Source organism: Methylocystis sp., assembly GCF_051061285.1.
Taxonomy (GTDB): Bacteria; Pseudomonadota; Alphaproteobacteria; order Rhizobiales; family Beijerinckiaceae; genus Methylocystis.
In genome coordinates this window covers 1-21,092 of record NZ_JBPFEA010000027.1, presented here as the reverse complement: position 1 = coordinate 21,092, position 21,092 = coordinate 1, and the positions used below count along the sequence as shown (strand labels likewise).

Genomic DNA, 21,092 nt, shown 5'->3' with positions numbered 1-21,092 from the left:
CGGGCCGGTTCCGGCCTGACGACCAACTCCTCGCGTTCCTGGAAGGGCTCTGATTATGCCGAACAGCCGCATGGCCAATGCCGGGCTATCCGGCCTCCAGCGGAGGCCATGCGGCATAATCCGGATCGCGGCATTATGCGTCAGCTCATGCATGAGCGTCGCATAAAAGGCCTCGCCTGCGGACATGCTCTCGCTGCCGGCGAAGCGGGTGCGATCGGGCATTAAGATGTCATCGGTCGAAGGACGGTAACAGGCCTTCGTGCCACCCTCGGTGACGCGGGCGCCGGAGGCGGCAAGGAAACGCTCGGCCTCTTCGATCGGAGAGAAGAGGGGAGTGACGGGAAGCGTCTCCTCGAGAACCGCGTAGCCCTCCACCTGGTCGGCGTTGAAGACGTAGCTCGCGCGCGCGATCAAGCGCTCGGACGTCTCGGACTCGGAAGCCTCCTCGCGGTCTGTCTCGACGGTGAAGGTCTTGTAGAAGACGACGAGCGAGGATTTCTCGCCGCGGCGCACCTGACAGCCCTTCTCCTGCCACTGGCGATAGGTTCCCCAGATGGGCTGAGCGTAGCCCTGATGCAGGGCGGCCACCCATAGGGCGAGGACATTGACGCCATTGTAGTGCTTACCGGAGGCGATGTTGCGCGGGCGGCCGGAGGCGCCGCCCCGATTCCAGGGGAGGCAGAACTCGCCTGCGCCATCCTCGATGGCGGCGATGATGCGGCTGGTGATTTCCTGATGGATGTCCAGGCTGGATTCGCGGGACATGTGTCTTTCCTCTTCGGTTGGTCGGCCGCGACCGCCGCGACCTGATCGGTCGCCGAAGAGGCAGGGGGCAGCACAGGGCCGCACCCGCAGGGATGAAACGAAGTGGAAGACGGCAACGCCGTTGCGGCGCTGGGACCCGCCTGCCAGGCATAGACCGATGATTCAGGTCGTGCGGCGCTGAGGAGCGCGAAGAAGCGGTAAGCGCTGCGCGAACCTACTCGGACGACCATAGCATGCGCCTATTCAGCGCGCCTTCGATTGGGTTTGAGGCGGAAGCGACAAGCGGTTCCGCACATCGGGTGAACGGAACGGCTGACGTTCACGCCAAAGGCCTGCCGCTGATCGAAGCGAGTAGCGTCCGCTTCTGAAACACGAGCGTCGCGCTTTCAACGCAACCACTCTCCGACGCCGCCATGCCGCGAGCAAGTTCCACTACGAGAATGGGAAAAGCTATAGGTTGAATCGCGACAACGCGCGCTTGCGCCATCCGGCGCGCCGCCGGTTCTGCTATGTGCTGGCGCGTGAACATCCTCGCCGCTCGAATTGGAATAGCGGCCATGTTCCTGTAGCTGCGACTCAATTGGCATTCCAGGCGCGAGTTCGGGCTTAAGCGGCGACTTCGCGAGCGCAAAGCTCGCACTCAATAAAAGTCCAAGAGCTATAAAAATTGCCCGCGTCACAGGAGCACGGTCTCAACGGGATCAACAAGCGATGCATCGTCGTCGCCGGCACCTGCCTTGTTGACACGAGTCGACACAATCCATTCATTCAAGGAATCTTCCGGGGGCGCGCGTAGGAGCGCGCCTGGATCATCGCCGCGCATCCATGCGTTGGCGTCGCGCCAGTCGAGAATGACGGGCTGCCGATCATGGAAACGGTTCATCCAGTTGTTCGCCGCGCCGACAATAATTGTAGCCGATGTGAGAGGCTCGCCTGTGCCAGGATGCTTAGTTTGCTCCCACAATGCGGCGAAGGCGAGCGGTTCACCGGACCGCGCCGAAAAATAGTGCGGCGTTTTCGCCCCCGCTTTGCCCGTCCACTCGTAAAAGCCCGAGGCGGGAGTGATGCAGGGTCTCGTCTTGAAGGCTGTTCGGAACATAGGCTTCTCGGCGACCGTCTCCCCGCGGGCATTAAACGTTGCAGGAAGATCCTTGAGCGGCTTCTTCCACCATCCGGGCACAAGCCCCCAGCGCATCTGGACGAGCTCGTTGCCGCCCGTCTCCGCAGGCCGAAGGACCTCGATCTGGGTCGTCGGCGCGATATTGTAGCGCGGCGCGAGGTTGCGGGGCTGCCCGACCAGATCGGCAAGCCTGTGTAACTCTTCCCACGAGTGTGAAACGGATCACACCGTCGCTGATCGGCCCTTCCGCCGCGCAGCCGATCGGCGCACACTTGAAGAAGGGAAGCTTCCCGATCTCGCCCTGATCGACTTTCATCCTCGCGCCTTCGAGCAGGAACGTGTCCAGCGGCGCAACTCGATCACAGGATACCGCTGGCGCTCGGCACCGCCACAATCCATCGGCGGAACCTTATGCTGCAGCCGGTGGCGCTCGCCTTGGAAAAGGACGCGATAGAACGCTGCCTTGCCATTGCGGTTTGCGATGGCAGGCTCGGTTTGGACGAGGCGCGCGCGGCGATTTGGCGGGACTGGCGCGCCGCAGGCGCCGTGTGCGAAAGGGCGGCGGGCAATCCAGGCGCTTTCGACTGAGGCAGCCATGGGCTGACGTTCACTACTGCATGTCGACGAGCGCTATGCGGATGATCTCGTCGTGGGCGCGTGCGGCTGCCAAAATTCTGCCCATGCCGCCGCTATTTCAGTTTTGCTGGTGGTCGCGATGTCGCGGAGATGGATCTAGTGAAGCAGATAGGAGTGCTGCGTCAAAGGGCGTCTTCCCAATTGGCGCCACCATAGAACAACCGCAGCACAACGACGCGCTCGGCCTCAACCGTAAAGGCGACCGTGACGCGGCGCTCAAACCCGATGATGCGCAGCCCGGGCCGAATGTCGTCGCGACGCATTCCGCGCTCAGAGGCGTAATCAAGACGGTCGCAAAACGCCCGCAACCTTTCGACGTAGGCAAGCGCCCGCGTCGCGCTGCTCGCTTCAGCTATCAGATCATAGAGCCGTCCGAAATCTTCGTCGGCTTGCAGAGCGTATTCGACTTCCCGCCGCTTCACATCTCCGCCTTCAGCCGGGCCGCGTGACGCTTGCGGATATTATCGAAGAGCTTCTCGCTGGACAGAGTTCTATCCGGGTAGGCTTTAATCTCGTCATAGGCCGGGGCAACTTCGTCGCGCAGCCAGCGCTCCACGGCGGCGTCGCGCTCCTGTAGGGCGCGAAGGCCAGCTCGGATCACCTCACTGCCTGAGGCGTAAGAGCCCGAGGCGACGAGTTGGTCGATGAAGGCAGCTTGCTCCGTGGGCAAGCTAAATGTACGCTTTTCTGTGGCGGACATGGGATGCGCTCCTTACATTCTGGTATGAATTTATCATACCATTTGCAGAAATCCATATTTATGAACCAGTCTGGACGAACGGCGTCGAAGCCGAAGGCGCGTGACTATGGCCGACGAGGGGATGGTAGCGGCCGCGAACGCACAAATCGCGCGGGCACCAGAACCGAACCCTTTATTAGCGGCTTTCGCCTTCGCCTTCCGGCCGCCGAGGCTGCGCCAGCTCGCGATTGATGCGCGCCGCGTTCTCTTGGTCGACGCGCCGCTGTTCTTCGTCCTGTTTCAGCACGCGCGACTGCTGCTCGCGAAGGTTCTGCATCTGCTCGCTCTGGCGGGGATCGGCGGGCATTTCGCGGCGGTTGTTGTCCTCCATGGATCGATCGGCTTCGCGCGCGCTCGCGGCCTCGGCCTGCGAGCGATAGGGCGACGGCTCGTTCACTTGCACGGCGTTCGTCTTGTTCGCTCCTTCGGTGCGGGCGGCCTGTTCCGTCTCGCGCGCCGCTTCGCGGTCCACTCGCCCTCGGATTTCCTGAAGACGGATTTCGCGCTCGGCTGCCGTCGAGGTCGGACCTTCGGCGCGGGCAGGCTCGTCTCGTTTGTCTCGCCGCTCCATCGGCGCGGCCTCGTGCCTTTCATCGGGCTGCGCCTGGCCTTCGGCAATCCGCGCGCGGTCTATTTCGATCTCGGCGCGCAGATCGCGAATACGACCCTGCATCTCGGGATTTGTGATTTTATAGCCATGCTCGGCGGCGAGCCGCGCAACAGTCTCCTTATAAGCGTCGCTCCCGGTGATGTTGAGCGTTTCCCACTTTTCGGACGCCACTTTGAGCGCGGCGTTGACGGAATCCGCGTTATTCCAGTCGCGAATATCGAGCTGCTTCCCATTGTCGACAAAGGCAAGGGTTTGCAGCGCGCCGGTCGCATCGTGTCGGTGGTAATGGATCTCGTCGCCCTTACGCTCGAACGTGATAATCGGCCCGAGGTCACGCGCGGGCTCCGGCTTCACGTAGCGGTCGCCCTGCACATCCGCCTTTTGCTGTTCGAGATTGGTTTGCGCGGCGATGGCTTCGTCGGCCTTGTCGAGCAGCCGGCGCGACTGTTCGGCGAATTGCGCGCGCGCCTCATCGTCGGGAAGCGCCTTGTCGATTTTCGTAATCGTATCGGCCATGCTGTCGCGCGCGGCGATCATCGTTTCGGCTGTTCGCATGGGTCCTGTCTCCTCTGCGTCGGTCGAGGGCGCGCGACCTCGTAGAGCGCTCTCGGCGCGTTGCTGAAAATGCGCGACGGCGGCGCTCAGCGCGCCGTCCAACGGTCGGCTTTGAGCGCTGATGGCGCGCGGCACGACAAAAACCTTGCCGGGCTGCGTGCGTGAGGATTTCAGCTCGGTTGCGCGCGCGGGCGGCACGTCCACATAAATCATCCGTGTGGCGACGCCTGGCTTCGCATAAGCCGCAGCAGTCGCCAGATCAGCAGCGAACAGCGCGCCGGGTCGACCGCCGCCGCTATCGAGACGATAAAGCCGCACGGCGTCCGGCGCTGGCGGCGGCGATCGACGCGGCGACAGGGCGGCGACGTTCCGCCATTGGCGCGCGGCGTCCTGCGCGCGCCGCCGGCCCTCCTCGCGCGTCGGTCTATGAATTTCCCGGTTTTGCACGCACTCGACGCGCCGGCGAACGCTCGCCGGCGCAATACCGCGCGCCATCATCTTCACGTCTTTAAGCTTGTAGGCCGGCGCGTGCGCCTGATCGAACCGCCGGACATTCTCCATGGCGATCCCGCGGGCACGGGCTTCGGCCGCGAGCGTATCGCGCCATCGCGAAAAATCCTGAATTTTTGGGTCGAGCCGCTTGCCGTCGTCCCGGACAAGTCGAACCGCCGCATGCACATGAATATGCTCTCGGTTCGTATGCATCACGAAAACATACTCATGTCCGGCAAACGCGTGCGCCAGCGTCGCCCGCGCGGCGTCCATAAACGCCTCTTTGTCCGTGCCGGGTTTCGCGCTCAAAATGACATGCGCAAAGTCGCGTGGCGCGCTCGATCGCATATGCGGCCGCCAGGATTTGGCGATTTCGAGGCTGATATTAGCCTCACGCGATGCGGCGCGCGGCGGGCGGTTCGGCCGCTCGCGCGTCAGGCGCTCGGCTTCATCTTTGAGCGCACGGCCGTCCGGCCCATAAGCGTCAATCTCACCGCCGCGGGTAAGTCGGGCGAGCGCCGACGTGGCGCCCTCGACCCCATGCGCCCATTTCGGGTCGGTAAATTCGGCGTCCCGGCCGAATGCGCCCTCCAACCGATCGCGCAAACCGTCAATCGACCGCTGATTGTCGTAGATCCGTTGAAGCCGGCCGCCCGCATTGCGCTCGCGACTCGCGGCCGTCATGACGATGTCGACGCGGCTATGCGCGCCATGCTGCGAAAGCCGCCAGGCATAGTGATGGCCGCGAAGAGCCTCCGCAAGCGCGTCTTGCGCCTCCGTTGTCTCCAGCCTGCGGTCGAACCGCATTTCGAACTGCAGCACGTCGTTGGACGGCGCGCGGCCATCTTCGGCGCGCCACGTGGCGGCGAAGTCGGCGACGGAGCGCTGCCCGGTGATCATCAACCCATCATGGCGCTCCAGCGTCAGTTCGCCCTTGTCGCTCTGATAGTTCAGAAGCGATTTCGCCCGTGCCGCGCCAGAACCGAAACTCGCGATCTTGACGACCGCCGCCTGCGACCCGGCCGCAAGATTAGCCTTCGCGATCAAGGCGGACCGCACGGATGCAATCGCTGCGCCCGTCGCCGGCACGCGGCCGCCCAGTGCCGGCGATGAGGGTCGCGCCGTATGCGCAACCGCGGCGGGCGCATGCGCCGAGACGTCGGTCTGCGAAACGCTGCCCTTCGCTGCGACCGCGCGCTTCACGCGCAATTCATCGTCGGCCCGGGACTTCTCGCCTGGCGCCGGCGCGCGCGGCCCTGTGTCCGGCCGCCCGTCGTGTCCGGGCCGGGGCGCCGCGCGCGAGCTGTTGGCTGTTTGCGCGCGGTAACGCTCAGCCGATTGCACCGCAGCCGCAAGATCGTCCAGCGCCGCCCGATTCTTCGCCGCAAGACGACGCTGCAAGCCTTCCGTCAGAATCGAAAGATCAAGCGCCGCGAGAGTCGTCATGAGGCGCAGTCCTTTTCGATCGCCGTCTCGGCGCGTCTCCGCGCTCGATACGTCAATGACGCGTAGAGCGCGTCGAGCGCCCGCATGATCCCATGCGCTTCGATCAGCCACGCGCGCACATTCTCTCCCGGGAAGGCGTTGCCCGCGTTCATATGATGAACGGCTTGATTGAGATTAACGCCGATCGCGCGCAGCTGTCGCGTCAATTCGACGACTTCGACGCGTCCTTCGCCGTCAAACGTCGGCCCCATGTCGCTGGCCGCGCGAACCATGCGACGCAGCGCTTCTGTTGTCGTCAGATTCCTCGCTTCGCAGAATGACAGAAACGCCGCCGCCTCCGTCTCATCGACGCGGAAGCCGATAAATCGCGTCTTGCGCCGATCGTAATGTCGCTTGTCCGCCATTCGTCGATCGTCCTTAGCGTCCGGTTTGCCTTTGGCAAACTGCCGGACGCAAACATGGCCGGCGCGGCGAGCGCACATAAAGATTTTGTTTCACAAAATCCCTATCCTGCCATTCATCACCACTCTTCGCTTTGCATAGCCGAAACCCCCCATTTTCTCAACGTTTTTCAATGGTTTTGGCAGATTTCAAGACAGTCTCGAACCACTCTCAGTGCACTATCAAGACAGTCTAATGAGGCTCTTAGATCAACATCGAAAGCGTCTCACACAGAGACCCAACGGACTCGCATAAAATTATCACCGTCGCATCAGGCGCATATCAGATCAATCTCCAAGATGCTCCGCGTCGTCGTCATAAAGGTCTTGCGTAAGGAAGGGAGTGGGTCTAAATGATTGCCATTTTATTAGAGGATCGCATGAAGCTGACCGGTGAGGACCTGCAGCGTCTGAAACAAGGGATCAACGCGCTAAAGCCGAACCGCCGGCTCACGCTGCGCGAACAAATTGGTGCTCTCTATGAGCCTTTGATGAAGGCGAAAGGCCGGGGACTGACGAATGCTCAACTTCTCGATTACCTCAGAGAGCAGGGCATTATGATTTCGGCGCCTTCGCTGTTTCGGGTGCTGAAACAGCTCGCCGAACAGAAAGCCCAGCGCGGGGTGAAGCGGGGAAGCCATCACTCCAGCGAGAACGGGAAAAGGCCTGCGCCGACCTCCTCGGAAATCGCAAGGTCCGCATCCGTTGGAACCGTCGAGTCTGAACCTGTGCTGCGCGCGTCGTCTTTCCGCGTGCGCCGCGACCGCGATGAAATCTAGGAGATCGGTGAATGGATAAGGCGATTTACATGGTCGGCGGCAGCAAGGGCGGCGTCGGCAAGTCCATGGTGACAATGGCGCTCATCCATTTTCTGACGGCGCGGGGCGAGGCGGTTGTCGTGGTCGACGCTGACACCTCGAATCCTGACGTCATGCAGAACTATGAGAAGGAGATCCCGTGCGAGGGCATCAATCTGGACGATGCTGACGGCTGGATTCGGCTCGTCAATCTCTGTGACGAAAACGCGGATAAGACCGTTATCGTCAATACGGCGGCGCGGAACAATCAGGGAGTAGGGGCCTACGGCGTCACGCTGAGCGGCACGCTCGACGAGCTGAAGCGGCGATTGGTGACCTTGTGGGTTGTCAATCGTCAGCGGGATTCGTTGGAGCTGTTGCAGGATTTTCTCGAAGCGATCCCGAATTCAACCGTTCACGTCGTCAAGAACGGCTACTTCGGCGCGGACGAGAAGTTCGAACTCTATAACGGCTCGAAGACTCGAAAGTCGATCGAAGGTCGGGGCGGGAAGAGCCTGCTCTTCCCCGACATGGCGGACCGCGTGAGCGACGACCTTTACAGCAAGCGTCTCAGCATCCGAAAGGCGCTCGCCGATATGCCGATCGGCAATCGCGCCGAATTGAAACGTTGGCTCACACAGGTCGATGGCGTCTTTTCGGCGGTCGTGCCGAATGGCTGATGGCATGGAAGCCCACGACGCGACCGGCTTTGAGAAGCTGATCGGCCGGACGGCGACGGAGACAGAACGCCGACAGCTTCGTCGTGTGAAGGAGGTTCTCGGGCTTCGCGACAATGACGCGCTGTGGCTCGTCATCTTCGCGCTTCAATATTACGACAGCCTCTATCGCCAGTTCCCCAAGGCGATTGCCACCGAGGCGGCGGCCATCATGACGCGCACGCGCGAGACGGCGGACGCGCAAATGCGCGCCGGGGTCGAACAGGCCAAGGCCGACCTCGCCCGCGCCGTCGCGCTCGCGGCGCAAGACGTCGCGCGAGACGTGGCGCGACGGCAGGCGACGCAGTGGCTCGCCTATGGGATGGCGGTTGGCGCGGCTCTCGTCGTCACCGGAATCGCGATTGGGCGCGCGCTGGCGCCGTAAGAGGCGCCCCGGCTGTCATCGACAACGAGTTGCAGGGATGCGAACTCGACAGGGATGATGACCGAGGCCAGTCCTTACACCGTCGCTATTTTCCCGCCGCCGGCCTCCAGCCTGCCGCTGTCGCTTCCGCCACGGAGCAGAACATACGTTCTTCGGCGCCCGTGATGGTGACCCGGGCGTAGTCGCGACTGCCGGGTACGTGGAAGATTTTCTCGCCCTTGCGGTTGACGTTGCCCTTGATGGCGCAGTCCTTGGACGGCGTCGGCGCGTCCTTTGACGCCGGCTCGGCGTAAGCGGCAGAGTTGGGAAGCGGCCGGGAAACATTCCATAGCTGCTGGAAGCGCGCCTCGAAGGACTTCGCCGCAGACGGGTCGTGTAGAACGACGAGATCATTATCCTGCTGCTTGAGCCCGGAGGCCGACAGGTTGGCCGACCCCGACCGAAGAAGGCGCCCATCGACGGCATAGGACTTCAGGTGCATGTATGCGCCCGCCGGTTTCATCCGGACATCGTCGGCAATGGGGCGAAGCCGGTCGAGCGCGTGCTGCTGGCCTGGGTCTAGGACGATGCGGAGGGCGACCCCGCGCCGGCGCGCCTCGGTCAACGCGTCGACGACGGCCCAGTCCGTGAGCGAGTAGACCGCCATGTCGATCTTCGCGCGCGCCAAGCGGATCAGGTCGACGTCGATGCGCTCAAGGTTTTCATCAGGCGCGTAGTGGATTTCCACATCGCCGGCGCGCACGGGCAAGGAGCCGATGCCGCAGAGGAGGGAAGCGCCAACAACGATCCGAAACCAGTGCCGGTGGATCACTGCCACTGGCTCCAGATGATAAAAATGAGGACGACGATGGCCGAGCCAATCGATGTGAATACAACCCGCCAGTTATAGCGCTCGCGGAATGGAAGCTGCCGCCAGCGCGCATCCTCGTCGTCTTCTCGGTTTTGTTGTCCTCGCCAACCCATTGACGTATCCTTTGAGGAGCAGATCCCGACCGACTCCACACGACGAAGCCACAATGGCAGGCGTGTTCAGGGAGCGGCAAGTCGGGACGAAGGCTCCAATTTGTCACCGAAATCCAAAATATTTTCGCTGCACGCGGTCAACCATCTTCATCGCCTTCTTGCTCAACCGACGCAGCGCCACCCAGCGCGTCATAGCGACGCGACGCCAACCACTGAAGACGCAAGGCCTGTGTCAGCAATACGCGTCGTAATCCACCCTGGACCTTTCGCTCGGAGATCACCTGCGCAAGCCGCGAAATAATGAGCGCTCTTCGAGCGATCCGAAAATCGGGATGTGATCGGAGCTCATAGACGCGGTCGGAAACAATTCTCGCGCGCAGGGATCGGGGCGCTTCGACGACGAGCGACCCAGGCGGTGGATCCTTCTCGTTCAGGATCGCTTTGAACTCTGACCGATCAACCGCGCGCTGCGTGATCAATCGCTCCAAAGCATCCAGTTGCTTGCGCGCGTCGGCATCCTTGCCACTTGTCTCCTGATATTGTGGCAGCGGCCAGACCTCGATTTCGAGCACTTCAAACGGGTCAAGCACTGACATTGCAACAGCATCAGTGCGCTGATTGGTCAGGTGACGACGAATACGCGTGCGCAGCATCTCGTTCGTCTGCCCGACATAGATCGGTTCGCCGTCATAATCGAAGAAGGCGTAGACGCCCCATTTATAATTCCCGACACGTCGAGTCTGACCCATAGCTTCTTCGAACGACGTATCGAGAAACCTCGCCAGATTGGCTCGCAGATCCTCCGTCTCGAACGGTGGAAAGTTTATGAAATCGGGATCGCGACGAGTAGTGGGCTCGTTCGGATTAGGCATGTCGGATCGCCGTCATGTCGGAGGAATGCTGCACGACTCCTCCCCGCTCGATTGTGGTGCGCCGCATGGTCTCGTCACCGAGAGAGGCGGTTTCGAAGCTGACATGATTAATCTCGTCGCCGCGACCTCCAAAGCCGGAATGGAATGCAGCGAGGAATTTGATGTTCATCAGTGATTGCGCGCCGACTTTCGGCGCTTCACGAGAGGGTATGGAAGATGGGAAAAGATAGATGCACGGCGGCGGCGCACAGAAAGGACCGATCACGGTCGTTCTGGCATCGCTCTCGTCCAACAGCTTTGGACAGGCGCGTCCCATCGTTCCGCACACCATATCCCAGATGACGAGGCCATCAACGCGCTGATTGCGAGCGATGATCTGAGCGCTTATGCGCGTATGAACTCCAGACCAGGCGTTTCGCCGCGGGTCGGCGCCAACATTGGTGCACAGGCTCCAAATGACAAATTCATCTGCGCCGTCCGGGCGCTCGAAAATTTTCGAGTTGTCGCCGTCCAAACAGCCTTTCAGGTCGATGATCGTCGTTCGACCGCTTGGTAGCGTCACAACATAGTCATAAAACACGCCGCGCTTGGCCCGGTCCCAGCCCGCGATGAAGCCTCCATCCTCCATGTGGTTGAGAACATGCTGGACGAACTCTCGCTTGCCTCGCATCGCTGCGGCAAACTCTCCACGCACCTGTTGAATAGCGCCGCGGAAAATCGGCGAGGCGTAGAAGTCTTTCTCCGCAAGCCCGTGGTCGCCGAGCTTATGGGCTTGCGTCTTGAGCCCTTCAGCAAATTCTGCGATCTGCTGGCGCACGCTTGGGTCCTGCTCGCAAGGAATAACGCTCACGCGGCCCTCTCCGCCTGAGCGCAGACGTCGAGAAGCGGTTCGAGCAGATAGCGCGTAAGATGCCGAACGACATCGACAGCAACGCCGTCGCCCGTCAAATGGTACGCCTCGTTGTAATTTTTTGGCAGCTTATACGCGTCATCAAGTCCCATCAATCGAGCGGTCTCCCGCGACGAAATCAGGCGCGATCGAATCTTGTTTCCATCGACGACGACGATCGTCTGGCGGCTTGAACCGCCTGCGGGCGTCCGCAGACATCCCAAGATATCGTCAAACCGAATTTCCGCCCGTTGGACCTTGACGCCATTTTCGTCGAGACGGGTGCGCTTGTAGACCCCGCCCACCATCCGACGCCCCGAACGCTTGGCGGCCTCAACCTTCGCCTTGTTGACCGGCGACATCATCGCCAAAATTTGCTTGGTTTCTGCGGCAGTATGCCAGTCGACGCTCGAAGGATTTTCTTCGATGATATCGGCGAAAGAAATCTTGCGACGCGGCGGCGTCGGTAAATTCCACCACAGCATCTTCTTCCTGGCGCGGGAGGAAATGCCGTCAACAGCTCTGCGCAATCCCAGCGTATGAAATGGCTCGATTGGCCCCGGCGACAGGAGCGACGGGTCTATCGTCACATCGTCTCTTACGCCGATCACAAACAATCGTGGCCGGGATTGCGGCACGAACAGAGAGGCGTTGATGATCAAGGCGCCGTATCGATATCCGGCTTCGCCAAAGGTCTTGCAGATCGCTTCAAAATCTCGTCCGCCGTGGGAGGTCAGCGTGCCGCAAACATTCTCGATCGCGATAATCTTCGGCGCGCGATTGTCGTCGATCAGCCCCGTGATGACATCCCAGAACGGATAGAAGGTTCCAGAGCGCTCTCCCTTCAACCCGGCTCCGCCCCCGGCCAAAGATAAATCCTGGCAGGGGAACGACCCCCAAATCAGGTCTGCGTATCCTGACAACTCATCCACGGTGACCTGGCGAACATCGCCGACCTTGAGCTCGCCGCCCGTGCCCCAGTTGGCTTGATAGGCAAGACCTTTTTTGTGATCGAAATCATTCGCGAACAGACATGTCCAACCGGACCCAAGCCCTGCCCGGGCCATCCCGCCGCCGGCAAAAAACTCATAAAAATTAGGCATGACGCTTCCGCTCAATGGCTTGGTCGTCGACCAGAACATCGTCCCGTTCAAGCTTTTCCTTGATGGCCTCGGCAATCCAGGTGTTCCTGGAGACATTGCCGGGACGCGCGCTCCGCGCTTGATCGATCGACTCGAAGGTCTCGGGTGACAACCGAAGATTGATGCGATCCAGCGGACGAATCGCCTGATTTTTTAAAGAATCGAGCATGCAGCGAAGCTGGCGCCTTTTTGGCGCCATGTCCAGCATGTTCTATATATGTTCCGAGCCGACGAGAGAGCCTATCGAGCCCATCTCACTTTAAATTTTCTCGTTTCCAGGTGACCTCCATTGCGTTGGGCTCCGCGCTCGTTCCCCGTAAAAATCCATCGCCACCTGAATGTCGCGGACTTGGCCGACATATCGCCCGAGGAACTCGAACAAGCGGAAGCGGAGGGCACGCTCGTAGGCAATCGCTCCTACTGCGATCTGCGGGGCTGCGGCTGGGGCGTCGTTCGCACAGCCCTCGATATCGAGACGAAACTGATTGACCGACTGAAGATGGCGGATGATGTCGAAGCGGAAATGTCGGCCTTCGAAGAGGAGCGCGCGACCGCATTCGAGGACGAACCCGCACTCTGGGGGCTGGATGTCGGCGTCGCCTCCGCCACAATCGCGATTTCGGCCTACGGCTCAATCCCTGTGTCCAGCTGCAACGCAGGCGCTTTTGGCGGATGCCACTCAGCGCGCTATCCTTACGTTGCATTTTTTCTTCCAAAGGACTTGGCGCCTGAAATCATGCGCTGCGCCGAGGCCGCCGACATTGGGCTGCTCTGCGATGAAAGCGGAATCGCGCAAATTTATGGCCAAGGAGAAATGGATCTCGTCCGTTTCGCGCAAACGGCATGGGAAAGAAGCGCAGCTGGCGAAGAAGAGGCCCGATGATGAAAGTATATGGGCGATCAGCGGCGCGTTTGCACTTTTCGTGACCAAGGGGGCGACACGCCGCGACACCCTGATGGCGACAGAGCGTCTTGCGGTGAGCGGATCGCTGCGCCGATCAATGCGCGCCACGCTTGAGCGCCGTCTGCCGATCGCCCCGACGAGCAATCTGATGATGTAAATTAGTCTGCTTGTGCTCGAGGGGCCGCGCGCGGCCCCTCGATCGCGTTTCATCGGGACTTCTTGCCCTGCGACTTCGCGGCGGGCGCTTCCGCCTTCTTCGCCGGCTTGTCGGCAAGGTGCTGAATGTCCTCTACCGCGAAAGTGTAGCCGAACCGGCGCTCGCTATTAGCGGCTTTCCATTCGGTCTGCTTCGGGCGCGACGTCACTTGAACCAGGTCGCCGGATTCGAGTTTTTCGCGCGCCCATTTGATGCGCGAGTCCTGCCGGGCAAAGATCGTATGTTCGATCCACTCGGGATTGTCGATCCATTCGCCATTGCCGTTCTTGTAGGGGTTGTTCGAGCAGACGGTGACGACGAGATTGGCGCCGACTTCCTTGAGCTGACCGACCCGGCCGACCTGAATGTGTGTGTTGAGCTGCGACATTTTCTCTCTCCTATCGTTGGGCCTCGGCCCGTTGCGATGGCGGTCTGAAAGCGCCGGGGTATGGAGACCACAGAGCCGCAAGGCCGTAAGGCCGCAGTGGGCAAGCGAAGCGCTGCGCGCCGGCCGCGACGGAGAATTTTGAAAGGGCGCGCCGCGCCCGTGCGCGAGGAATTGCCGCATAGCGGCAAGGGGAAAATTATTCGACGCAGGCGCCGACGTGGCTCCGCCGGCGCTAGACAAGCCAGTAAAGAGCAACGGGCGAAGGCACAAACATCACAAGAGAGATCTGTGCTGCGCTCGACACGCAACCAGGTCAGTCGAATTGTCCGCCCAGCCTCGAGCCTCTTCGTTCTCACACCATCGCGCAATGCCGAGAATTGGCTTGGCGATGATCGATCCCGCGTGGCCGTATCAATAATGCCATGGCGCGTCGTTCAAATGGGCTGATTATGAGAAGCCCGGCGCCTATTGAGTGACGGCCCCTACGCCGCGCAAACAGTCGACTCGGCTTGGGCGCGTGCACATCCGAAGCGTAAGGAAGCGAGTAAGAGACGAAGCCATGTCGCCGCGGGATGCGCCTGTTGCACGCAATCGAAGAACGGGCGACGTTGCGCTTTGTCTGCGACGCGGGGGCGGGCGGCTATCCAAATATAGGTCGATCTAATGCAGGGTGTTACGATGAACGAGATTGTTTTAGCGGACGCCGATCGCGAAGGTGAAACGATGACGGCGCGCGTCATACGCTATGATCGGGAGCAACGTCGCCTCGAACTTGCGGTGCCCAACACAACTGTTGTTTTTACACTTTACGGCGATGGCGAACGGTTCACGGGAGTGCTCGGCGGCCGAAGCTTCTATTGGGATGCGCCGCGCGCCGAGCCCGCGAAAAAGCGGGAGAAGCGTTAGCTCCGGCGCGTATCCCAATTGTCGTCACGAATTCGGCATTTTCAGCAGCTCCAGATAGCCCTGCTGCGTCATCCATCGTGCGCGGGCGTAATGGCTGTGATAGACGCGCCGCGCGCGTTCACGGTCGACGTCGGGATCAATGTTGAGGACGATCCGGCTCGCCTCCTCCCAGCCGGCGCCATCGCGCGCCGCATCGAGCAGGCGGAGATATACGATCATATGCGAGAGATCGTAGTCAGTCAGCTCGAGCGTCGTCGGCGCTACCTCTGCGACCGTGTCGGACTGATTGGGGATCATGCTTGGCCTCCATTAAAGCGCAGCCTATGCTTTGATCGCTCGTCGTAAGGCTGCAGCCGCAAGGTAGCCGATAGCTTATGTGGCGGCATTCAGGGTGCGCCGAGCGACAAGCGCAGCCCCGTGTCGCGACGCGTGGTAACTGAAGGTAAGTGATCGGGACACGCTCCGTGACTGATACGCGACGCCGTTCGCGTAGTATAATCGAGCCGCGATAGAGCGCCAGTATGGATGGCGCGACCGACTGGTGGTCGCGAGGGGAGTTCGCGCGAAGGGGAGCGAGAAACGGAATGGGTGTTGATCTCGTCCCGGATATTCAACGACCGCGCCAGCGGCTTAAGCCTTTCGCAGGAACAGCGCCATCAGCGAATTCGAAAGTTGGAAAGTCCGTCCATTCGGAGGCCGCTCGCTCCGCATTGTCAGCGCAGACGGCGCGTTTGCGCTACAAAGAGGCTCGCAACGCGAGCACAAGAAGGGGCCATATAGTCCCCGACGCGAGCGTAGCGACGCCAAAGGGCTATTGCCCGGCCCGCTTTTCGGAAAATTGCGACCTATGGTCCGAGTGAGCATAGCGACGGCGCGCGCCGCGCGCCGACACGAGGCCAGTGCGAGCCCGAAAAACGGGCGCTGTGATCAGCCCCGTAGTCGAGCCGACACGGATAGCGCTTGAATTACGCGCACACAATCATGCAGGCGTATCTCGTCGCACGGGAATTACAAAAGATAAACGACGATCAACCCGCGTTTGTAGCCTGAGCAGCAAACGTTTGGCGAAAGATGCCAGCCCGGTTGTTCGATACTTTTTCAAAGTTCTTGGCTTTGCAGGCGCTGTGCGACCGCGCTCAACGGAATGGTTCGCAACGCGCAACGCAATCTCCGAGCCTTCCCGTTTCGAGGTCGCCCGGACGCCAAAGTGTCAGCGTCAGCTGATTACGCTGCGTCCTCTTCGCCGCTATCGGTGCGACTAAGGACGTCGAAGACGTTGGCGACCACGTCCACGCCGTAGATCGTCTTGCCGTCCTTTTCATAGGACGTTTCGGCAACGCGACATTCGGCATAGATCGGTGCGCCCTTTCTGACATTCTTCAACACGAAAGCCGCGTCGCGCTCATTCAGGACGGTGACCGTAACCCAGTCGGTTTTCTCAATGCGCTCGCGCGATTTCTTGTCGGTCCAACTCCGGTTCGTCGCCACGCTGATCTTGGCGATTTTGCCATCATTGAACGCCTTCGGCTCTTGCCCGACATAACCGCGTAGAATGAAAAGATTGGTTGTTCTCATTGCGTTTCTCCAATCATGCGAAACGATCGCCGCCCAATTCCAAGGACGGATGTGCCGCACGCATTGGCTAGCACTTTATTAGAAGAATGGCGATAATAAGATTGTCTTGAATAGGGTTTGAGCTTTAAGATCGAGCCCTGCGACAGCGTGCTTCGTGCGCTCCGCCAGTGGGGAAGTGCAACACGAAGCCGTTGCCTCGACGCCGCCGCAAGGCCGGTCAAGACGAAAGGCGCCGCCGGCGCCGATGCGAGGAGGCTCGGTCGAGCAGGGCTCGGCCCAAACGCAGCACGAAATCAAGCTGAGAGGGACGCCGCCGCTTGCAGAAACGGATTGATACGCTTGATGAATTGAGGGCCCTGGCGATCGGCGCTGTGATGCTGTCGCATTTCGCGCTCGCCTTCGGGTCGCAATCGATCGTCGCGTTCTGGCTCAACCTCCCTGATCTCAGCGTCGGCGTCGATCTCTTCTTTGTCATTTCAGGCTTTTTGATCTTCCAGAATCTCGCCGATCTGACAGATAAAGCCTGCGATTTCACGCGCAGTATCGCGGCCTTCTATGCGCGCCGGCTGACCCGGATCGCGCTTCCGGCATGGGCGATCGTCGCAACGCTTGCACTGGCTCATCTTGAGCACCCCGCGCCGAACGCCACGGATCTTTGGACGGCGGCGGCGTTCGTCGCAAACGTCCATTGGGCGCGATGCGAAATCGTCCGCTGTGGCGACGCGCTCGCGACATCTCATTTCTGGTCGCTGGCGAGCGAAGCACAATTCTATCTCGTGGCGCCGGCGCTTCTGCTGGCTCGAGGACCCGCGCCGCTCTACGCGGCGATCACAGCCATTCTGCTGCTCGCGCTCATTCCCCGCCCGCATGGCTCGCTGCTCTGGGCGCTGCGCCCCGACGCGCTCCTGCTTGGCGCGGCGCTCGCCAGCGAGGTGCGGCGGAGCGCTGCCTGGCTGGTGAAGGCTCCGCCGGTGACCGCCGGAATGGCTGCGTGGTGGATACTGGTCGCGTCCATGTTGGCGCGGATTGCAATTGGTCCCTTCTCGGGGTTGGCCTGGACGCATGTCGCGCTGATCGGTGCCGGCGTTCTTCTGGGACGCCTTAAAGGGACGCCGATCGGGGGCTATGTGGGCGAAGCTATGCGCACGGTCGGCCGGGCGTCGTTCTCCGTCTATCTTGTCCACCTGCCGCTGATCGGCGTCGCAGCGGAATCGGTTGCCACGAGGATCGGTGTGCCGGCCGCCGTCCTTGGCGCTCTGGCCGCGATCGCCGCCGCGACGATGGTGATCGAATTCGCGATCGTCCGGCCGGCGGCGCAACTCGGCCGAGCTTGGAGCGTGCGCATCGCTTCTAATTATTCGCCAATCAGAAGCAGCCGCCTAAAGATCGGCTAAGCGCCTTGTGACAGCGAACGTCTTTCTGCGGAAACGACGCTTGCAAAAGTATCGCCAAAATCCATTCGCCGCGACTCAACGAATCGAAACGGCATGCATAGCCGGTGAAGCGAATTCGCAGATGTTCAAATTTAACCCGCATGTCGGTCATCGAGCATCGACAAGGCGTGACTGAACGATGACAATCAACTTTAGCAAATTTCTTCCAGTGCTTCAACAACGTAGCCACGAGCGCACCGCCTTCGCGGCCGCGCATCGAACAAATGCCGAATTATCGCCTTAACAATTCACAACGCTTACGGCGCTTCCAACAAATACTCCGTTTCGGCGCCAAATGCGAGACGACCGGACATTCCTTTTGATGCGGCACACATATGAGCTTACGCAAGACAAAGGCCAACGATAGACGCATCTGGTGTCCACCGTTGCGCCTGTACTTTCCAGGAATCTTCAGAATTTCGCGGACGTTTGCCAAACGACCGCGTCGGGAAAATGCGCCAGAGCTCCAACATATCGCTTATACACTTGATCCGAGCGCCATGGCGGCAATCGCCGGCTGCGTTGTCGATGAAATAGACCATCTCGACCGCAACGCGTCGCATTCGCTCATCCTTCGACATCACTGGTCACGATCGCTCGCCAGTTCCTATCTTGAGGGCGTCGAAGATGTGATGGACGCGTGCGACAGCATGGGAATTTTCGAGGTCGATGACTCGGTGTTCACACTCACGGAGCGGTCGACGCGCGCGGACTGGCCAGCGCCGATGATCATCTACGTCGCAGAAATCTATGATGCACAAAACGAGATCGGCACCGAACATTTCGAAGTTGTCGTTGGCCCGAACGGAAGGCCCGAGACCCGCGAATTGCTCGGCTGAGGGATGACATGGAAAACGAAGCAACACGCGGCTGGACGATTCAGCCCGACGGCGGAGAACCGTTGCCGGCGCCAATCATCGAGTTGGTCGAGCGTTGGCTTGCGCTGACGGATGGCGATCCAATCGCAGCCCTGGTGATCGCCGCGGAAGAATTGATGCTTTTGGCGCCCGCCACGAGCCGCGGCTTTTCGCGCTTGCCGCCAATCGAACGTCCGGCCAAAATAAGAGGTGGAAAATAGCGGGTAGCAAGGGGCGGAGGCGAAGGTCGCCGCCTGTGCGAAAGCATACTGGTTCGCACACGACGCTCTACTGTTGAGGGTAACAAAGCCACTTGAGCTGTGACCCCTTTAATGAGGTTCTACAAAAAATGACGCATAAGGTTCATTATGGAACGAGGTCGCATTGTCGAAAGTCACGGGTTTCGAAAAGGCAGGACTTAATGGCATCGACGAATTGGACGCACCTAATTTTACTGTGTCATAAGATGGCAGAATGGGATATTCTGAGGATTCACGCTCGATTCGGAGGGGGCTGTGGATCGAAATGGCTTGGATCCAGGGAGTGAAGGTCGGTTCGCTGCGTTCGTTGAGTCGATGTCGTCGATCTTGGGACATGCGGATCGTATCGCGCCGTTTCGTTCCTATTGCACCGGCTTGATCCTTCCGGGCGAACGCAAGAGCGTCGAACCGATTGCCGCGCGTGTCGAGCCCAATCGTGTCCAGGCCGCGCATCAATCGCTCCACCATTTCGTCGCGAAGGCCGAGTGGTCCGATGAAGCGATGTTGAGGCAGGTGCGCACTCATGTTCTTCCGATGATCGAGAAGCATGGAGCCATAAAAGCGTGGATCATCGATGACACGGGGTTCCCCAAGCAGGGCGTTCATTCGGTCGGCGTGACGCGACAATATTGCGGGCAACTCGGCAAACAAGACAATTGTCAAGTCGCCGTATCTTTGTCAGTCGCCAACGATCACGCAAGTCTGCCGACGCTCCTGCGACGCGATGCGCAAAACAAACCCATTCGGCCAAACAACTGGACGCCTCCAATAACCCTCTTTTCTGGGGTCGATAGCGCGGCATGACACGGATCGACGTCTTCGCGCAGGGTGACATTTGGCCTTGCTGCGTCCCGTGCGTCGTTGCTTGAAGAGCGTCGGCCATTCCCGTCGCTCATATGCCTTACGCGGGTGCGCCTCGCTCGTGCAGCCAGACGAAGCGGCGCATGTTGTAGGCGAGATTGGCGAGCCCGATCTTGAGCCGCTCCCGCGCCAGGCCGATGGTTCGCACTCACATTCCGCACCGGCGTCGATGTCGCTCATCGCTTCGACAAATCCAGGCTCGTGGCGGCCGTGTTCGGTCTCACGCCCAGGGTGCACGCTTCCGGCGAAGTCGAGCAGGTCGGGCGGATCACGAAATGCGGCGACGCCATGGTCCGTGCACTACTCTATGAAGCCGCCAACGTCATGATGACGCGCTGCCGAGCCGACAATTGGCTCAAATCCTGGGCGCTCAAAGTCGCGAGGCGGCACGGAGCGCGCAAGGCGAAGGTGGCCTTGGCTCGGCGTCTCGCCGTTGTAATGCACCGCATGTGGGTCGATGGGACCGACTTCTTTATGGAAAGGCCGGCGTCAACGACTGTCTGATAATCTTCACCACTCGCGCTCGTCGTGAGCATGCGGAGAGCGTGTGGGCCAGAATGACTGCGTTGGACACCTTGCGCCCGAAAAGCGCGCTTTAGAGCTTGCAGCATTCAAACCCGCCAATCGAACCGCCCAGAATGCGGCGCCCTTCGCGGCGACTGCGGACAGAAGCGTGAAACCCGCATACGACGAGAAACCTCAAGGAGAGGACGTTGACCGATTACAGAAGGCGTCCAACTGGCGATGTCGCTCCCGGAAGATGCTCGGCATGAGATCGCATGGCGCGAAGGCACGAACGAAAATCTCGCCTCCCGTTTCGCTGCTGTTCGAGTTCGACCTGCCCATCGCGACTATTGGCGTTCGACGCCCCATGCCGAAGAATGGCTTCTCGTCGAATGGCCCGAAGGTGAAAGCCAGCCGACCAAATATTGGCTTTCAACCTTGCCGCCGGACGCGACCATCTCGGCGCTCGTCGAACACGCCAAATTGCGCTGGCGGATCGGGCGGGATTATCAGGAACTCAAACAAGAACTCGGCCTCGATCATTACGAAGGACGAGGGTGGCGCGGCTTTCACCACCACATGGCTCTCTGCGTCGCAGCCTATGGATTCCTGGTCTCCGAGAGGAGTCTGATTCCCCCCTC

Annotated in this window: 24 protein-coding genes and 4 pseudogenes; 11 read left to right on the top strand and 17 right to left on the bottom strand. The window is 60.5% G+C overall.

The features are described 5' to 3' along the window. From ACR65T_RS09395 to mobC, 8 genes and pseudogenes are all read right to left on the bottom strand, one after another. On the bottom strand, window positions 1-765 hold a 765-nt coding region (locus ACR65T_RS09395), incomplete at its 3' end, for an ArdC family protein (protein WP_434496232.1). A gap of 386 nt (window positions 766-1,151) precedes the next feature. Then, window positions 1,152-1,445, bottom strand: coding sequence for a DUF3761 domain-containing protein (locus tag ACR65T_RS09390; RefSeq protein WP_434496231.1), 294 nt, complete (start codon window positions 1,443-1,445; stop codon window positions 1,152-1,154). After that, window positions 1,442-2,077 (bottom strand): annotated as a pseudogene (locus ACR65T_RS09385) (SOS response-associated peptidase); the annotation flags it as partial. The gene ACR65T_RS09390 and the pseudogene ACR65T_RS09385, both read right to left, overlap by 4 nt. Window positions 2,078-2,120: 43 nt before the next feature. After that, window positions 2,121-2,279, bottom strand: a pseudogene (locus ACR65T_RS09380) (invasion associated locus B family protein); the annotation flags it as partial. Between the two features lie 364 nt (window positions 2,280-2,643). Beyond that, window positions 2,644-2,943: a type II toxin-antitoxin system RelE/ParE family toxin gene (locus ACR65T_RS09375; protein WP_434496230.1), complete on the bottom strand. Its 300-nt coding sequence runs from the start codon at window positions 2,941-2,943 to the stop codon at window positions 2,644-2,646. Beyond that, complete coding sequence (locus ACR65T_RS09370) at window positions 2,940-3,221, bottom strand: type II toxin-antitoxin system ParD family antitoxin (RefSeq protein ID WP_434496229.1); 282 nt, start codon at window positions 3,219-3,221, stop codon at window positions 2,940-2,942. The genes ACR65T_RS09375 and ACR65T_RS09370 overlap by 4 nt, the downstream gene beginning before the upstream one ends. 175 nt (window positions 3,222-3,396) lie before the next feature. Beyond that, the gene (locus ACR65T_RS09365; protein ID WP_434496228.1) at window positions 3,397-6,363 is read right to left on the bottom strand and encodes an LPD7 domain-containing protein; all 2,967 of its coding nucleotides are present in this window, start codon (window positions 6,361-6,363) and stop codon (window positions 3,397-3,399) included. Then, window positions 6,360-6,767 carry a plasmid mobilization relaxosome protein MobC gene (mobC, locus tag ACR65T_RS09360; protein WP_175095789.1) on the bottom strand — a complete coding sequence of 136 codons (408 nt, stop codon included), beginning with the start codon at window positions 6,765-6,767 and terminating at the stop codon, window positions 6,360-6,362. Before mobC ends, ACR65T_RS09365 begins: the two co-directional genes overlap by 4 nt. 389 nt (window positions 6,768-7,156) lie before the next feature. Between mobC and ACR65T_RS09355 the strand changes: the two genes are divergently transcribed. Genes ACR65T_RS09355 through ACR65T_RS09345 form a run of 3 tightly spaced genes read left to right on the top strand, consistent with a single transcriptional unit; the run spans window position 7,157 to window position 8,701 of the window. Next, a complete protein-coding gene (locus tag ACR65T_RS09355) occupies window positions 7,157-7,582 on the top strand; it encodes a hypothetical protein (protein ID WP_434496227.1) in 426 nt (141 codons plus the stop codon). Window positions 7,583-7,593: 11 nt separating this feature from the next. Continuing rightward, window positions 7,594-8,280 (top strand): P-loop NTPase, encoded by a 687-nt coding sequence (locus ACR65T_RS09350; protein WP_434496226.1) that lies wholly within the window; start codon window positions 7,594-7,596, stop codon window positions 8,278-8,280. 4 nt (window positions 8,281-8,284) lie between these two features. Beyond that, entirely contained in the window at window positions 8,285-8,701 is a 417-nt protein-coding gene (locus ACR65T_RS09345) for a hypothetical protein (RefSeq protein ID WP_124740537.1), read from the top strand. An 85-nt stretch (window positions 8,702-8,786) separates the two neighbouring features. Here ACR65T_RS09345 and ACR65T_RS09340 read toward each other — a convergent pair whose 3' ends face one another. The 6 genes from ACR65T_RS09340 to ACR65T_RS09315 form a co-directional block, all read right to left on the bottom strand. Beyond that, entirely contained in the window at window positions 8,787-9,512 is a 726-nt protein-coding gene (locus ACR65T_RS09340; RefSeq protein WP_434496225.1) for a phospholipase D-like domain-containing protein, read from the bottom strand. Beyond that, a complete protein-coding gene (locus ACR65T_RS09335; protein ID WP_196399275.1) occupies window positions 9,509-9,664 on the bottom strand; it encodes a hypothetical protein in 156 nt (51 codons plus the stop codon). The genes ACR65T_RS09340 and ACR65T_RS09335 overlap by 4 nt, the downstream gene beginning before the upstream one ends. 137 nt (window positions 9,665-9,801) lie before the next feature. Continuing rightward, on the bottom strand, window positions 9,802-10,536 hold the full coding sequence (locus ACR65T_RS09330) for a GIY-YIG nuclease family protein (protein WP_196399274.1): 735 nt from the start codon (window positions 10,534-10,536) through the stop codon (window positions 9,802-9,804). Continuing rightward, the gene (locus ACR65T_RS09325; RefSeq protein WP_348644218.1) at window positions 10,529-11,353 is read right to left on the bottom strand and encodes a hypothetical protein; all 825 of its coding nucleotides are present in this window, start codon (window positions 11,351-11,353) and stop codon (window positions 10,529-10,531) included. Before ACR65T_RS09325 ends, ACR65T_RS09330 begins: the two co-directional genes overlap by 8 nt. Window positions 11,354-11,382: 29 nt before the next feature. Further along, the gene (locus ACR65T_RS09320; protein WP_434496224.1) at window positions 11,383-12,528 is read right to left on the bottom strand and encodes a DNA cytosine methyltransferase; all 1,146 of its coding nucleotides are present in this window, start codon (window positions 12,526-12,528) and stop codon (window positions 11,383-11,385) included. Next, a complete protein-coding gene (locus tag ACR65T_RS09315; protein WP_246720590.1) occupies window positions 12,521-12,775 on the bottom strand; it encodes a hypothetical protein in 255 nt (84 codons plus the stop codon). The genes ACR65T_RS09320 and ACR65T_RS09315 overlap by 8 nt, the downstream gene beginning before the upstream one ends. A 592-nt stretch (window positions 12,776-13,367) precedes the next feature. On the opposite strand from ACR65T_RS09315, the gene ACR65T_RS09310 reads away from it, so the two are divergent. Beyond that, window positions 13,368-13,628 carry a hypothetical protein gene (locus ACR65T_RS09310; protein WP_434496223.1) on the top strand — a complete coding sequence of 87 codons (261 nt, stop codon included), beginning with the start codon at window positions 13,368-13,370 and terminating at the stop codon, window positions 13,626-13,628. A gap of 49 nt (window positions 13,629-13,677) precedes the next feature. Here ACR65T_RS09310 and ACR65T_RS09305 read toward each other — a convergent pair whose 3' ends face one another. Then, the gene (locus ACR65T_RS09305) at window positions 13,678-14,055 is read right to left on the bottom strand and encodes a single-stranded DNA-binding protein (protein WP_434496222.1); all 378 of its coding nucleotides are present in this window, start codon (window positions 14,053-14,055) and stop codon (window positions 13,678-13,680) included. A gap of 678 nt (window positions 14,056-14,733) precedes the next feature. On the opposite strand from ACR65T_RS09305, the gene ACR65T_RS09300 reads away from it, so the two are divergent. After that, entirely contained in the window at window positions 14,734-14,961 is a 228-nt protein-coding gene (locus ACR65T_RS09300; RefSeq protein ID WP_196399269.1) for a hypothetical protein, read from the top strand. 24 nt (window positions 14,962-14,985) lie between these two features. Here the strand turns inward: ACR65T_RS09300 and ACR65T_RS09295 are convergent, their stop codons facing one another. Then, window positions 14,986-15,258, bottom strand: a complete 273-nt coding sequence (locus ACR65T_RS09295; protein ID WP_434496221.1) for a DUF2285 domain-containing protein — start codon at window positions 15,256-15,258, stop codon at window positions 14,986-14,988. Window positions 15,259-16,185: 927 nt separating this feature from the next. Then, complete coding sequence (locus tag ACR65T_RS09290) at window positions 16,186-16,536, bottom strand: single-stranded DNA-binding protein (protein ID WP_424375644.1); 351 nt, start codon at window positions 16,534-16,536, stop codon at window positions 16,186-16,188. Between the two features lie 317 nt (window positions 16,537-16,853). Here ACR65T_RS09290 and ACR65T_RS09285 point away from each other — a divergent pair, with 317 nt between their 5' ends. From ACR65T_RS09285 to ACR65T_RS09260, 6 genes and pseudogenes are all read left to right on the top strand, one after another. Continuing rightward, window positions 16,854-17,930 (top strand): acyltransferase family protein, encoded by a 1,077-nt coding sequence (locus tag ACR65T_RS09285; RefSeq protein WP_424375646.1) that lies wholly within the window; start codon window positions 16,854-16,856, stop codon window positions 17,928-17,930. A 539-nt stretch (window positions 17,931-18,469) separates the two neighbouring features. Next, window positions 18,470-18,808: a hypothetical protein gene (locus ACR65T_RS09280; protein ID WP_424375647.1), complete on the top strand. Its 339-nt coding sequence runs from the start codon at window positions 18,470-18,472 to the stop codon at window positions 18,806-18,808. 8 nt (window positions 18,809-18,816) lie between these two features. Then, complete coding sequence (locus ACR65T_RS09275) at window positions 18,817-19,047, top strand: hypothetical protein (RefSeq protein WP_434496220.1); 231 nt, start codon at window positions 18,817-18,819, stop codon at window positions 19,045-19,047. Window positions 19,048-19,401: 354 nt separating this feature from the next. Next, window positions 19,402-19,794, top strand: a pseudogene (locus ACR65T_RS09270) (IS701 family transposase); the annotation flags it as partial. Window positions 19,795-20,148: 354 nt separating this feature from the next. After that, the gene (locus tag ACR65T_RS09265) at window positions 20,149-20,451 is read left to right on the top strand and encodes a transposase (protein WP_434496219.1); all 303 of its coding nucleotides are present in this window, start codon (window positions 20,149-20,151) and stop codon (window positions 20,449-20,451) included. A 234-nt stretch (window positions 20,452-20,685) separates the two neighbouring features. Beyond that, window positions 20,686-21,092 (top strand): annotated as a pseudogene (locus tag ACR65T_RS09260) (IS701 family transposase); the annotation flags it as partial.